Here is a 13,902-nt window from a genome sequence, read left to right as displayed (position 1 = left end):
CGTCAATTTCTTTTTTGAATCAGCAACTTACGATTTACTCTTGATACAAGATATTGTGGACCGGTTTAAACGAACGTCTATGATGTGGGGTGACACCAAGATTTTGCAGCGCGTCGCGATGCTGTTTTGTCGGATATCCGGCGTTTGCCTCCCACCCATAGCCGGGATGCTGTTGCGCCAAATCCACCATCACCCGATCGCGCCGGTTTTTCGCGATGATCGAGGCCGCCGCAATCGACAGCGATCGGGCATCCCCCTTGACCACCGCCTGGGACGGCAGTTTCAGCCCGCGCGGAATCATGTTGCCGTCGATCAGCAGAAAATCCGGGGCCGGGTCCAAAGCCTGAACCGCGCGCGTCATGGCCAGATGCGAGGCACGCAATATGTTGAGTTCATCTATTTCCGCCACCGAAGCCTCGCCCAACGCGATTTCGGCCCGTTCGCGCAGCGCAACGTCCAGCGCTTGGCGGCGCTTTGCGGTCAGCTTTTTGGAATCGTTCAGACCTTCGGGGATATCATCGGGGTTCAGGATGACCGCAGCGGCAACCACAGGTCCGGCCAGCGGGCCGCGCCCGACTTCATCAACGCCGGCAACCCTGATATGCCCCCGCGCCAGAAGCGCCTGTTCCAGATCGAAATTCGGTTGTGTCATACGTCCGGCAAAGCGCTTTTCGGCCTACACCGCAAGAAAAAAGAGAGGGCAGCCTGCGCCACCCTCTCCTGCACGGCGCTTCTGTGGCGCCGCTCCTGCTCGAAACCCGTTACTGGTGAACCACACGGTATCCTTGCTGGCGCAGGCATGCGGGTTCGTATGCCCGCTTGACCTTTTTGCCATCCCAGAAACCAACTTCGCACTGGCGGGGCAGGCTATCGGAATATCGGTAATGCTTGCCGAGGCATTTCGGCGTCAGCAGGGGGCGCTTGTTCGAATACGACTTGAAGGTGCGCAGGCACCGCTGCGGCAGGTCATATCGTGCCAGCCGCTGCGGCCGCGGGCGCACCGGGTAGTGATCGACGACAGGGGGCTGGTAGACCGGCGCGTGCTGCCGTGTTGCCTGATCCGCGCGCCTTTCCTTGTTGTAGTAGTGAACACCTGCCCCAATCAGGGCCAGCGCCGCCAATCCGCCCAGCAGATCCCTGGTGTCGGCTGCGCGCGCCTGTGACACGGAAATGCCGGTTATCGTGATGGCGGTCGCAATGATCAGCGCAATGAATTTCCTGTGCATTATGCCTGTCCTTTGTCTTTTTGCGGGCGGCCTGCTCACGGCCGGGAACTTGATGACCAGAACCTGGGGCCGACCATGCCGGACAAGCAATAACGGGCGGTTGTTATCCGATATCAGCGTCGCAAACCCCTTGAGATATTGAATTTCCGGCCACCTCATGCGCAGGATGCGGCCTATGAAACAGATCCTCTCTTCTCTGGCCTTCATGGCCCTGATATCGCTGGGACCCACTGCCGCGGCGGCCCAGTGTTATGCGGATTACAAGGCCAAACAGGACAACCCCCTGCGGCTGCATTACGGCGTCATGCAGGTTGCAGCCTGCGACAAGGGACAGGCCAAATCCGAGGTCGCCCAACGCCTCGGCGCTTCGGGCTGGACCTTGTTGAACGTCATATCCGTATTCGGACCCGAAGGATTGGATCAAAGGAAGACAAATGCCGGAAAATTCTTTCTCCGTTTCTGAGGCCCGGCGATCCGGTGCGCGGCTAGTTGGCGCGGGCATTGCCGCGATTGTCCTGATTCTGGTTACGGCAGCCGTCTTCCTGTTCTGGACCCTGCCAGATGCAAACGCCTTCAACGCCCGTGTCGAACGCCTGTTCATCGAGTCCGACCTGACTTCGCAAACCGAGATTCGCCTGTTGGAGATTCTGGCCCAATCCGGCACGGCATTTGCCGACACGCTGTCCAGCTACCGGATGGTGATCTTTGTCCTTTTGGTCTTTGCCAGCGCGATGCTGATCTCGGCCCTGGTGTTTCTGGTGATGCTCGTGCTGCTGAACCGGCGCATGGCGCAGATCGAACGGACCGGCATTCAGGTGACGTCGCTGCTGATCAGCCGCGAGGAAAACACCGTCTATCTCAACAACATGGATTTCAAACTGACCCCGGCGGCGATGGAAACCCTGTCGGTTCTGGCCGAGTCCCGGCTTGATGACGAGGTTCTGTCCGGCGCTCAGATCGAAGCGATGATTTCGGGCAGGGATGCCGCCGACTGCGACGAGGCCGCCGGTGCCACCCGGATCAAGCGGCTGCGTGATGCATTGGGCAATCAGATGGTCAGCGAATTGCTGGTCAAGAATATTGCCAAAAAGGGCTATATGCTTTCGATCGAAAAAGACGTCATTCAGATGGTCTGATCCGCAAGCATTGCCGCGCACAATTCTGCAAATCATCGTTAACGCCCTTGGAAAACCGGCGGTGAAGGCCCATCCTATAAAGACCTGCGCCAGCGGAGGTTGATGATGAACATCCACGCCACACCTGAAACCAAAGGATATGGAATCTCGGTCGAACGGCTGAAGGGGCGGATTGCGATATACCGCGATCAGATCCTTCTGGCGGAAAGCGCAAACGCCAAGGTCATGTATGAAACACGCCTTGCGCCGACGATCTACATACCCCGCGAGGATGTCTGCGTTGATCTGAGCGATGAAACCGAATTGCAGACCTTCTGCCCATTCAAAGGCACCGCGACTTATCATGATGTGATTCTGGCCGGCGAGCGCCTGGGAAACTCCGTCTGGGCGTATGAGGATGCCCTGCCCGAAAGCGCCGCCATACAAGGTCACATCGGGTTCATGCGCAATGCGTATACCGATCTGGATCTAGGGGAAAACACGCTTCGCGAACCGCAGGATGGCAACATCAGCGGCCCTCTGATCGATTGGCTGATGCGCGGCGCATCAGAGAACGAAACGCCCGAAGCCTTCACCAAGGCCCTTGCAGAAAAGATGCTGGACCATGGTATTCACATTCAGCGCCTCAGCATTCTGGCCTGGTCGCTGCACCCGCTGATCGCGGGAAAACACTACATCTGGGAAAAAGGCGCGGCCGAGATTTCGACCAACGTCCCGACCTATGAAATTCACGATCACCCCGCCTATATCAACAGCCCACTGCGCCACGTCTCAAATGGGCTGGGCGGGGTACGTCAGCGGCTGAACGACGATAATCCCCATAACAGCTTTCCGATCATGGAAGACCTGCGCGCAAAAGGCGCCACCGATTACGTTGCCATGCCGCTGCGCTTTTCGGACGGGCGCACCAATGTGCTGACCCTGACCTGCGATCACCCGGATGGGTTCACCACCGAAAACCTTGGGCTGGTCTTTGAATGCTCAGCCGTAATCGCGCGGTTTTACGAGGTGTTCATGCAGCGCGAAAACGCGCAGGTTCTGCTGGAAACCTATGTCGGCAAACGCACGGGCGCACGGGTTCTAGGCGGCGAGATCCGACGCGGCGACGGCGACGAAATCGATGCCGCCATCATGTTCTGCGACCTTCGCAATTCGACCAGCCTTGAAGAGAATCTGGGCCGATCAGCCTATATCAACCTGCTCAACGATTTCTTCGAAACGGTTTCGGGGATCGTGCACGAAAACGGTGGCGAGGTTCTGAAATTCATCGGTGACGCGGTTCTTGCGGTGTTTCCGGCAGGCGACGATGCCGCCGCCGCCCGCACCAATGCGCAGCGTTCAGCGATCGGGATCGTGGAAAAACTGGCCACCCTACGCGGGGAGGGCTCGGATGCGCATTGCGACTGCTCGATCGGGTTGGCCTATGGCCGGGTGACGTATGGCAATGTCGGCTCTCGCGAACGGCTGGATTTCACCGTCATCGGTCAGGCCGCCAATATAGCGGCCCGGCTTGGTGAATACGGGAAGTCGGCAAACCACAGGATCGTCGTGTCAAAGGACATTGAACCCGCCTGTTCGAACGCCGTTCCCCTGGGAGAGGTCACGCTGCACAATGTATCGCAGCCCATAATCTCATTTGCTCTCAAAACGGCTGCGGACGCGGTGCTGGACGGCTGACATACGATGAGCTTGAGGGCGCGCCAGACTTATGCGTTTTTTGGGCATGACACGCCGCCTGCTTCAAGGGACTAACGCCATCATCTGCGCCACTGCAACCGCCGCATTGCAACCGATTGCAAGTTTCGTGCAAAGGTGCATAGTGCTACTATGAAATTACTTCCTAGCCTCCCCCCAATCCACAGACACCAATCATGAGTGTCACGCTCAAAGATGTTGCAGCCCTTGCCGGCGTCTCGCGCTCGGCGGTCTCGCGCACGTTTACCGAGGGCGCGTCGGTTTCGGCCAAGACCCGCAGCAAGGTCGAAAAAGCCGCGCAGGAACTGGGGTACAGCCCCAACGCGCTTGCATCCTCTCTGACGACAGGGCGGACCAAGCTGATCGGGCTGATTTCCAACAACTTTCACAACCCGATTTTCCTTGAGGTGTTCGACCAGTTCACCCGCGCCCTGCAGGAACGTGGGCTGCGCCCGCTGATTGTCAATCTGACGGACGAAACGGAGCCCGCGAATTCGGTCAGGATGCTGCGGCAGTATTCGGTTGATGCGGTGATTGTCGCCTCGTCCACTCTGCCGCCGAGTTTTGCCAAGGCGTTTCACGATGCAGGCGTCCCCGTTGTGCACACGTTCGGTCGGTCTGCCACCTCGCCCGAAGTCCACGTCGTGGGGATCGACAACGTGGAATGCGGTCGCATGGCCGCGCGTGAGTTGATGGCACGCGGCTACAAGCGTGTCGGATATCTGGGTGGCCCCAAGGATGCGACTTCGGCCATGGACCGGTATCGCGGGTTTATGGAAGAGGTCGAAAAATACACCGACCTGGAAGTGTCCCATTCTTTCGCCGACAACTATTCGTTTGAAGCCGGGCGCGCCGAGATGCTGCGACTCCTGGAAGGGGCTCCGGCTGATGGGTATTTCTGCGGCGATGACATCCTTTCGATCGGGGCGTTGTCCGCCCTGTCGGATCACAGGCTGAAGCCGGGCATCGATATCGGCATCATCGGTCTGAACGATATGGAAATGTCGCGCTGGGAAAGCGTGAATCTGACGACCATTCACCAGCCGATCAAGCAGATCATCACCTCGTCCGTCGATCTGGTCGAGGAGATGTTGAAGGACCCCGCCCGGTATCCCGAAGCACGTATCTTCCCTTGCCGGGTGATTGAGCGGGGCACGTTGCGGCCCCGCTCATAATCAGCGGAACATCGGCGGGCGGGCGTCTTTCCAGACGCCTTCTTCTTTCGACGAAGCGACCGCGGCATGAACCGCCGCGATCGAGCGGACGCCGTCCGACGGCGTAGGCAACCCGTCACGAATCTCACCTCGGATGGCATCGGCCAGATCGCAATAGATGTTGGCCACGGCCAGTGGGAAACCCTCGGGGTGGGCGATGGCAACGCGGGACAGACGCTGAGTCTCTTCATGCAGACCGCCCTCGCCTTTTTCGATGATCTGGGTTCTGCCGCCCACGGGTGTATAGATCAGCTGGTTGGGCTGTTCCGAGGTCCAGCGCAACCCACCGGTTTCGCCAAACACCTGAATGTCGAACCCGTGCTGACGTCCGATGGCCACGGACGATGTCCAGAGCCGTCCAACCGTGCCTTTCTGCGTGCGGAAATTGATCATCGCATCGTCTTCAAGCACGCGGCTCGTAATGGTCGAGGCCAGATCGGCCGAGAGCTTTTCGACCTCGTCGTCGCAGATGAAGCTGGCCATGTGCAGGGCGTGAATGCCGCAATCAGCGAACTGGCCCGAAACGCCCGCCATCGCAGGGTCATAACGCCAGCGCACACGGGGGTTGTCGGCATCCGTGGCGTCGCCGTGATGTCCGTGGCTGAAATTGGTCACCACCAGCCGCACATTGCCGATCTCGCCCGCCCGCACCATGGCGCGGGCCTGGCGCACCATCGGATAGGCGGAATAACAGTAATTCACGGCGCAGATCTTGCCCGAGGCCTGCGCTATGCGGACGATCTCTTCGCCTTCTTCGACGGTCATGGTCATGGGCTTTTCGCACAGCACGTTGAACCCGGCCTCAAGAAAGGCTTTCGCGATCTCGAAATGCGTCGCATTCGGGGTGGCGATCGTCACCAGATCGATGCGGTCGGGGCGGTCCTTTTCGCCCGCCAGCATGTCCTGCCAGCCTCCATAGGCGCGATCGGCAGCAATTCCCAGTCGCTGCGCATATTCGCGGCCCACATCGGGGCGGTGATCCAGCGCACCTGCCGCAAATTCAAACTGCCCGTCCGCCAAAGCGCCCAGACGGTGCGCGGGTCCGATCTGGCTGCCTTCGCCACCGCCAATCATTCCCCATTTCAGCTTTGCCATGGTTTTTCTCTCTGTAGAAATTTGGTGTTTTTGCGATCAGAAATCGCGGATCTCTGTCCATTGCCGCTGTTCCGAAGATGCCAGTGCAGCCGCCAGCACGCGGTTGACCTCATGCCCGTCGCGGAAAGTTGGCCAGATCGGCTCGCCAGTGTCGATGGCCTGCAGGAAATCCTTGGCCTCGATGATGATCTGGTCCTGATAGCCGGTGCCGTGACCCGGACCCTGACAAAAGGGTTCATAGTCGGGGTGTGCGGGGCCAGTCAGGATTTTTGTAAATCCGCGATGCGCCTCGGGACCTTCGCGGCGATAGAACCAAAGGGCGTTTTGGTCTTCCTGATCGAACCGAAGCGCGCCCTTGGTGCCCGAAATCTCATATGCGTAGCCCATCTTACGCCCGGTTGAGATGCGGCTGACATAGATATTGCCCATCGCGCCATTTGCGAACCGGCACATGATCTGGGCATGGTCGTCATTGGTGACTTTGCCGCCTGGGCGGTTTTCGTGGACGGTTTCAACCTCGGCCATCACCTCGGCAATCGGTCCCATCAAGGCAAGCGCGCCATTGACCATATGGGGCGCAAGATCGCCAATGGTTCCGTTGGCCATGCCCGTTGTGCGCCATGTGGCCGGAGCGTCGGGATCGGCATAAAAGTCCTCGGTATGTTCGCCCCGGAACCAGGTGACATCACCCAATTCTCCGTCAGCAATCAGTTTCCGTGCAAATTGTGTTGCGGGCGTGCGGACATAGTTGAACCCGACCATGTTCGCGACACCGGCCGCTTCGGCTGCGGCAACCATTGCCTCGCCATCCTCCATCGATGCGCCCAGGGGTTTTTCGCACAGTACCGGCTTGCCCAGGGCAAAGGCCGCCTCGGCAATCTGGCGGTGGGTTTCCTGCGGCGAGGCGATGACCACGGCCTCGATCTCCGGATCGTTGACCAGCGCCCGCCAATCACCGGTCGCGCGCTTGAATCCATAGGCCGCCCGATACCGTTCTGCGCTTTCAGGGCTTGAGGCGCAGATCATCTCGAGACGCGGACGCAACGCGGTGTTGAACACCGCGCCCACCGCCGCCATGGCAACGGAATGGGCCTTGCCCATATAGCCGCCACCAACAATTCCAATTCCGATTTCAGGCATCTGTCACGGCTCCGAACATATCATTTGCAACCGGTTGCAAAATCAGTATCGTGTGAATCGATTCAACGCAAGGTCCAAACTTTGCCGACCCCATTTTGCCGGAGGACATGACTTGAGCGCTTTGATAGATGGTATCAAAGGAAACCGGTTTGCCGTTTTCGGGCGCGCAGGCATGGATTTGTTCGCGACCCCGATCGGTGTCAAAAGCGAGGATGCCGATACCTTCCACGCCGATCTGGGTGGCTCGTCCGCCAACATATGTGCCGGTCTGGTCAAGCTGGGCAGCCGGGCATCGCTGGTCACGTCGGTTTCGGACGACGCCGTTGCGCGGTTTTGCCTGAACCGGTTGCGGCACTACGGCGTGGATACATCCTACATCCGCGTGGTCGGCGGTGAATACCGCATGTCCATGGCGATCTATGAAAGCACGACCGAGAACTTCCAGAACGTGATCTATCGCAACGGCGCGGTCGATTTCCAGGTCACGGCAGAGGATGCGGACAAGGTCGACTACGGCGCCTTCTCCGCCGTCCTTTCTGCCGGAACGGTGTTTGCTTCGGAACCATCACGCAGCGCCACGTTCCGCGCCTTCGAGAACGCGCGCAACGCAGGTCTGCCGGTGATTTTCGACATCGACTATCGCCCCTATAGCTGGCCTTCGCCCGAGGTTGCCGCCGACGTCCTGTCCCGGGCAGGCGAGGCGAGCGACCTGATCGTGGGCAATGACGAAGAATTCGGGTTCATGGCGGGTGGCATCGACAAGGGGTTTGCCAAGGCCCGTGAACTGGCCGCAAAACCGGGCCGCGTCGTGATTTACAAGATGGGCGAAAAAGGTGCCGTGACCCTTGCTGACGGTCAGGAGATCACGACCGGAATCTACCCTGTCGATGCGATCAAGCCCGTCGGCGCCGGCGACAGTTTCATGGCCGGTCTGCTGGCCTCAATTGCGGCGGGGTATTCGCTGGAAGATGCCGTGATGCGTGGCTCGGCCTGTGCCTCGATTGTGGTGTCGCAACCCGGTTGCGCCCCCGCCATGCCGACGACGCCGGAACTGAACGCTTTTTTGGCCGCGCATCCCGGCCCCACCTCATAGGAGTTTGATATGCATATCGCGCCATATGACAACCGGAACAACCCGATCGTCGACGCGGACGATCCGACCGTTCCGCTGAACTATTTCAACATCGTCAAGCTGAAGAAGGGCGAGGCGTTCGAATATCAGGTGCCCGGCTATGAGACCTGCATCGTGCCCGCCACCGGCAGTGTCGATGTCGATGTCGAAGGGGTTCAGTTCCCCCGGTTGGGCAACCGGGGCGACGATGTCTGGGACGGCGAGCCGGAAGGTGTCTATGTGCCGGTGGGCGCAAAGGCGCAGATGGTCTGCGTGTCGGACGAGACCGAGGTGTTTGTTGCGGGTGCAAAATACGACAAGGTTCTGGATCCGTTCGATGTGCGCCAGCATGACCTTGTGCAATACGGCAGCGACGACACCAAAACGCACCGCAAGATCAAGCACATCCTCGGCCAGAAACAGCATGACAAGGTTGGTCGCCTGTTGGTCAGCGAGTTGTTCACCGTCGGTCAGGGCGGATGGTCGGGTTTCCCCAGCCACAAACACGACACCAATCGGTTGCCGGACGAATCCCGGCATGACGAGACCTACAATTTCCGTTTCAAACCCAACTGGGGGTCTGGCCTGCAAATGCTGCAGCGCGAGGACAACGAACCCGGCGATGCCTATCATATTGTCGACGGATCCACGATCTGCATCGACAACGGCTATCATCCCTGCTGCGTACTGCCGGGGTATGAGATGTACTATTTCACCATCCTCGGCGGCCTCAGCCAGCGCTCGCTGGTGCAGTATTTCCAGCCGACACATGCCTACCAGATTGAGACGATTCCAGGCATCAAAGACATGATCGCGAAATTCAAATGACCCTTGTTACGCTTTCCGAAGTTCTGAGGCCCGCCTATGAACAGGGCTATGCCGTGGGGGGCCTTGTCACGCTGGGCTGGGAAGACATGCGCGCCTATGTAGCTGCGGCCGAGGCGGAAAACGCACCGGTGATCCTGCAGGCGGGCCCCAGCTGCCGCGAGCACACGCCGTTGCCGATTCTGGGCAAGATGTTCCGGCATCTGGCCGAAAACGCCTCGGTTCCTGTCGTCGCGCATCTGGACCATGGCTACACGTTCGAGGAGTGCAAAATAGCGCTGGACAGCGGCTTTACCTCGTTGATGTTCGATGGGTCGCGCAAGCCACTGCAGCAAAATATCGATGAAACGGCGGCGATTGCCGAAATGGCCCATGCGGCCGGGATTTCCTGCGAGGGCGAGATTGGTTTTGTCGGCTATTCGGGGGGCGAGGGATCAAACGGAACCGATCCGGAAGAAGCTGCAAAATTCGCCCGCGAAAGCGGTGTGGATGCGATGGCGATCTCGGTCGGAAATGTCCACTTGCAGGAAAACAAGGAAGGCGGTCTGGACGAGGACCGCATCGCGCGGATCGACGCGATGACAGACGTGCCATTGGTGATTCATGGCGGCTCCGGTGTGCCGGTGGAACAGCGCAGCCGGCTGGCGCGCGACAGCTCGATCTGCAAATTCAACATTGGAACCGAGCTGCGCATGACCTTTGGCGCCGCGTTGCGCGACGCGGTCAACCGCGACCCCGACCGATTCGATCGTGTCACCATTTTGAAAGAGACGCTTGATCCGGTCGAAGCCGCCGCCCGTACGGTGATCCGCGCATTCGGCGCCCCACCGCAGCGATAATCGTCAGACCGTAAAGGCCGCCCGGAACGCGGCCAGCGCAGTTTCGGGATCCTTCAGCGCGTAGGCTTCCAAGCCCACCGGTCCCCGGTACTCGAGATCATATAGTGCACGCGCGACCGAGGCGTAGTTAACCTCGCCCGTTCCGGGCTCGCACCGGCCGGGATTGTCAGCCACTTGAATCTCGCCGATCCAGGGCAGGCATTTGTCGCACCAGCGGATCAGGTCGCCTTCGCCGATCTGCGTGTGATAGAGATCCAGATTGATGCGCAGCTGAGGGCGGTCAACGGACGACACCAGGGCCAGAACGTCTTCGGTCGATCCGAACGGACAACCGGGATGGTCCAGTTGGTTGAGGTTTTCCAGCGTGAAGACCACGCCTTCCTCCTCGGCCAAATCGCAAATGCGGTTCAGCGTATCGCGCGCTTTCAGCCACATCTGGCCGGTCACGACATCATGCTGCCAGATTGGTATGCCGCTTTCGCCCAGACCCGTTCCGTGCAAATTCAGGCGTTGTACACCCAGCCGCTTGCCCACCTGTGCCGACTCGCGTGCGGTTTTCAGCAGCATCTCGGCGCCTTCATCATCGGCCAGTCGTCCTTCGACATAGCCGTCCATTATGGTGAATTCCGCGCCAGTGGCTTCAAGCTTTGGTATGTCCAGATCAGGCCAGCTCCAAAGCCCCACGCCGAACCCCATTTCTTTCAGCCGCGCCGCCCGCCAGTGCAAAGGTTTATCCAGCCAGAGCATCTCGGCGCAGGCCGCAAGTTCAAACGGATGAGACATGCCAGCTCTCCTAGAAAGTGCAGATCAGATCGAGCCGCCTTCGACCATGAAATTGCCAGCGCTGCACATCGCGGCATCATCAGAGGCCAGAAACAGAACCATGCGGGCCACGTAGACGGGATCGATCGGGTCGGGAAGACATTGCCGGTCAACCTGTTTCGCCAGCGCTTCGGGCGTCACCCACAGGTCTTTCTGCCGGTCCGTCATGATCCAGCCGGGTACAACGGTGTTGACGCGGATCCGGTGGTCCCCAAGCTCGCGCGCCATGGTTCGGGTCAGGCCGTGAACGGCGGATTTTGCCGTGGCGTAAGCGGGGAAACCGGCCCCGGCCTCCCACCAGGAATTCGAGCCGAGATTGATGATTGAGCCGCCGCCTTTTGCAATCATTCCCGGGGCAACAGACTGAATGGCAAAGAACATGTGGCGAAGGTTGATCGCCATACGTTCATCCCAATACTCGGCCGTCACTTCGCGCCAGTCGTGGCGGTCATCATGGGCGGCATTGTTGACCAGTACATCGGCAGCACCCAATTCGTCGGCCAGTTCTCCGATTGCCGTCTGCAGGGCTTCGATATCGCGCAGATCGCATTGGGCAAAGGCGTGCTCGCCGTCCAGATCGGCCAGCAAGGCGAGCCCGGCATCCGCGTTGATGTCCAGAAACCCTACCTTCGCACCCTGTGCGGCAAAGGCCCGCACGGTTTCGGCCCCGATGCCGCCAGCGCCGCCTGTGACGAAGACGGTTTTGCCTGCAAGGCTGGGGTAACTGGCAAAGCTATCTGTCAACCGTCCCGCTCCATGATCCATTCAACTTCGGGGGCCGGAACAAAGCGCCACTTTCGCAGCGGCCCGGCCATGACATTCAGGTAATACATCTCAAAACCATATGGCGCACCGCAAGGGTGATGTCCGCGCGGGACGGTCACAACATCGCCATCCGAGACGGCCATCGTCTCATCCAGCTGCCCGTCATCGGTATAGACCCTTTGAATGCCAAATCCATTGGCGGGGTTCAGGCGGTGGTAATAGGTTTCCTCAAGATAGGTGATGCGCGGATAGTCATCCTCGTCATGGCGGTGGCTGGGATAGCTGGACCAGTGCCCGTTCGGCGTGAACACTTCAGTCACCAGCAGGCTGTCTGCGTAGTCTTCATTCTCCATCGCGATGTTGTTGATGTAGCGCGTGTTCACACCCTTGCCCCGTTCGGTCAGGGTAATCCCATCGGGACCGATGCGGCGGGCCTGATGTCCGCCCCTGCCCGGGGCCGAGCATACGGCGATGACGCAATCGGTTTCGGCCACAGCCTCCCACTCGGTTCCGTTTGGCAGATAGAGGCAATGCGGCGGGGTTTTCTCAAAAACACTCATCCTGTCACCCAGAACGCCCCAGTCCTGCTCCGCTCCGCTGATCTGTGCCTTGCCTTCAACCATCACCAGAATGACCTCGCGGTCGCCGGTTGCCTCGGCTGCCCGGTCGCCCGCTTTCAGATGGTAAAGCCCGAAACCGACATAGTGCCACCCGGCACATGCAGGCGTGATATCGTGCACCTTGCCCCGGGTTCCGAACGGCTTTTTCAGCAGGTCTGCCATGTGTTTTCTCCTTATTGGGCGGGCCTTAGCGGCCCGCCAGTGTCTTGAAGTCAGGCAGCTTGCCTTGTTTGCAGGGCTGCGTAAGCCTCGGACAGTTGCGCTTCGGTCCATCCCTCGGACACAGCCCGACGCAGGATGTCGGCCTGACTTTCGGGCGCGTTGCCACCGATGGGCGGATCGGTATCCAGATTGGTTGGAAACGAATACCCCTCGGCTGTTGCGGCAATAGCTGCATCCAATTCTGCCGTGCTGAGTTCGCCGCGTTGTTTCAGTGCGATCAGCGCCGGAAACACAGCTTGGGACATGGAACGCCGGTCAATCGCCTCCATCGCGCGGCCAAAGGCGGATGAAATCTGCAGCAGGTTCGCCATCCGGTGAATATCCGCGCTGCTGTTTTCCCCTGCGGCATGAAACAGGGCCGGGTTGAAGAACACCGCATCCCCTTTTTCCAAAGGCAGCTGAATACAGTTTTCTTCGAAATGCGCCCGATGCGCCGCGTCATGAAAGGCCAGATAGCCCGGCGAATAAAGCTGCGAGAACGGCAGCAGCTTGGTCGGACCGCTCTCTATCGGCATGTCGCAATGGGCAACCGCCCCCTGCAAGGTCAAAGATGCGGTAACCAGATGGGCGTGCGCCGGATAGCGCGCGGCCGTGTCGGCGCTCTGGAACCCCAGATGGTAATCGCGGTGCGCCTGCTGGGCCTTTCCACCGGGACGCACCTGATTGATCTGGGCCGTGACCTGATAGTTCGGCCCCAGCCACGCTTCACAAGCGGCGGCAATGGCCGTATTTCCGAAGTAGAGCGCAAAGCCTTCAGGGTCACGTAGGCACTGCTTTTGGAGCGCGTTCCAGACCCGGTCATTGGCGCCCGATGCGGCAAAGTGATCGCCCTCACCCGCGCCGCTTTGGCGTTCTTCTACGATGATCCGATGGAAGACATCGCTGGCCCGGTCGATCACGGACGTGTTCGCGAAGGCACCTTTCAGGGCAATCACACCCGCGGATTTGTCCAGAACGCGACCCCACTCTGCCAACAGCGCCTTGCGCTGATCCGCTTGTTCCAGCGCAGGGCGCAAGGCCCGCATGTCGTAGATTGGAACGTTCTTCTCGACCGACGCGGCATGTGGCACCGCGCCAGCGTCGAGGTTCTGAGAGGTCAGCACCTTGAATTCATCCAGATCACAGGATTCCCGGTCGAAATAACCGACAAAACCAAGGTCCCGATCTACCATGACGTTCTCCTTTCTCATGG

General features: G+C 59.6%; 15 protein-coding genes. 7 read left to right on the top strand and 8 right to left on the bottom strand.

Annotation, left to right across the window (positions count from 1 at the left end; all coding sequences use genetic code 11):
• Nucleotides 1-34: 34 nt before the first annotated feature.
• Together ACR1XU_RS13520 and ACR1XU_RS13515 are read right to left on the bottom strand one after the other, a co-directional pair.
• On the bottom strand, nt 35-652 hold the full coding sequence (locus tag ACR1XU_RS13520; protein WP_480904393.1) for a ribonuclease HII: 618 nt from the start codon (nt 650-652) through the stop codon (nt 35-37).
• Between the two features lie 109 nt (nt 653-761).
• Nucleotides 762-1,226 carry a hypothetical protein gene (locus ACR1XU_RS13515; RefSeq protein WP_170807289.1) on the bottom strand — a complete coding sequence of 155 codons (465 nt, stop codon included), beginning with the start codon at nt 1,224-1,226 and terminating at the stop codon, nt 762-764.
• Between the two features lie 175 nt (nt 1,227-1,401).
• Here ACR1XU_RS13515 and ACR1XU_RS13510 point away from each other — a divergent pair, with 175 nt between their 5' ends.
• From ACR1XU_RS13510 to ACR1XU_RS13495, 4 genes are all read left to right on the top strand, one after another.
• Entirely contained in the window at nt 1,402-1,689 is a 288-nt protein-coding gene (locus ACR1XU_RS13510; RefSeq protein ID WP_480904390.1) for a hypothetical protein, read from the top strand.
• Entirely contained in the window at nt 1,661-2,362 is a 702-nt protein-coding gene (locus tag ACR1XU_RS13505) for a winged helix-turn-helix domain-containing protein (protein ID WP_480812978.1), read from the top strand. The genes ACR1XU_RS13510 and ACR1XU_RS13505 overlap by 29 nt, the downstream gene beginning before the upstream one ends.
• Before the next feature lie 105 nt (nt 2,363-2,467).
• The gene (locus ACR1XU_RS13500; protein WP_480904387.1) at nt 2,468-4,039 is read left to right on the top strand and encodes a DUF427 domain-containing protein; all 1,572 of its coding nucleotides are present in this window, start codon (nt 2,468-2,470) and stop codon (nt 4,037-4,039) included.
• A 194-nt stretch (nt 4,040-4,233) separates the two neighbouring features.
• Nucleotides 4,234-5,232 (top strand): LacI family DNA-binding transcriptional regulator, encoded by a 999-nt coding sequence (locus tag ACR1XU_RS13495; protein ID WP_480522737.1) that lies wholly within the window; start codon nt 4,234-4,236, stop codon nt 5,230-5,232.
• Here ACR1XU_RS13495 and ACR1XU_RS13490 read toward each other — a convergent pair whose 3' ends face one another.
• Both ACR1XU_RS13490 and ACR1XU_RS13485 read right to left on the bottom strand, forming a co-directional pair.
• On the bottom strand, nt 5,233-6,366 hold the full coding sequence (locus ACR1XU_RS13490; RefSeq protein ID WP_480812977.1) for a Gfo/Idh/MocA family protein: 1,134 nt from the start codon (nt 6,364-6,366) through the stop codon (nt 5,233-5,235). It abuts the gene before it with no gap.
• A gap of 36 nt (nt 6,367-6,402) precedes the next feature.
• Nucleotides 6,403-7,506 (bottom strand): Gfo/Idh/MocA family protein, encoded by a 1,104-nt coding sequence (locus ACR1XU_RS13485; protein WP_480904382.1) that lies wholly within the window; start codon nt 7,504-7,506, stop codon nt 6,403-6,405.
• Nucleotides 7,507-7,618: 112 nt separating this feature from the next.
• On the opposite strand from ACR1XU_RS13485, the gene iolC reads away from it, so the two are divergent.
• From iolC to ACR1XU_RS13470, 3 genes are read left to right on the top strand one after another with little or no spacing between them, the layout of a single operon-like run.
• Nucleotides 7,619-8,599 carry a 5-dehydro-2-deoxygluconokinase gene (gene iolC, locus ACR1XU_RS13480; protein WP_480904379.1) on the top strand — a complete coding sequence of 327 codons (981 nt, stop codon included), beginning with the start codon at nt 7,619-7,621 and terminating at the stop codon, nt 8,597-8,599.
• A gap of 9 nt (nt 8,600-8,608) precedes the next feature.
• On the top strand, nt 8,609-9,445 hold the full coding sequence (locus ACR1XU_RS13475) for a 5-deoxy-glucuronate isomerase (protein WP_170614212.1): 837 nt from the start codon (nt 8,609-8,611) through the stop codon (nt 9,443-9,445).
• A complete protein-coding gene (locus tag ACR1XU_RS13470; RefSeq protein WP_480812973.1) occupies nt 9,442-10,281 on the top strand; it encodes a class II fructose-bisphosphate aldolase in 840 nt (279 codons plus the stop codon). The genes ACR1XU_RS13475 and ACR1XU_RS13470 overlap by 4 nt, the downstream gene beginning before the upstream one ends.
• A gap of 3 nt (nt 10,282-10,284) precedes the next feature.
• Here ACR1XU_RS13470 and ACR1XU_RS13465 read toward each other — a convergent pair whose 3' ends face one another.
• The 4 genes from ACR1XU_RS13465 to ACR1XU_RS13450 are packed head-to-tail and all read right to left on the bottom strand — an operon-like array spanning nt 10,285 to nt 13,882.
• Nucleotides 10,285-11,064 carry a TIM barrel protein gene (locus tag ACR1XU_RS13465; RefSeq protein ID WP_480904375.1) on the bottom strand — a complete coding sequence of 260 codons (780 nt, stop codon included), beginning with the start codon at nt 11,062-11,064 and terminating at the stop codon, nt 10,285-10,287.
• Nucleotides 11,065-11,088: 24 nt separating this feature from the next.
• A complete protein-coding gene (locus ACR1XU_RS13460) occupies nt 11,089-11,868 on the bottom strand; it encodes an SDR family oxidoreductase (RefSeq protein ID WP_170807279.1) in 780 nt (259 codons plus the stop codon).
• The gene (gene iolB, locus ACR1XU_RS13455) at nt 11,844-12,650 is read right to left on the bottom strand and encodes a 5-deoxy-glucuronate isomerase (RefSeq protein WP_480904372.1); all 807 of its coding nucleotides are present in this window, start codon (nt 12,648-12,650) and stop codon (nt 11,844-11,846) included. Before iolB ends, ACR1XU_RS13460 begins: the two co-directional genes overlap by 25 nt.
• A gap of 50 nt (nt 12,651-12,700) precedes the next feature.
• Nucleotides 12,701-13,882 carry a phytanoyl-CoA dioxygenase family protein gene (locus ACR1XU_RS13450; protein WP_480904370.1) on the bottom strand — a complete coding sequence of 394 codons (1,182 nt, stop codon included), beginning with the start codon at nt 13,880-13,882 and terminating at the stop codon, nt 12,701-12,703.
• Nucleotides 13,883-13,902: the final 20 nt, after the last annotated feature.

The organism is Ruegeria sp. D1(2025), from assembly GCF_056536425.1.
This window is presented reverse-complemented; position numbering and strand designations above follow the sequence as displayed.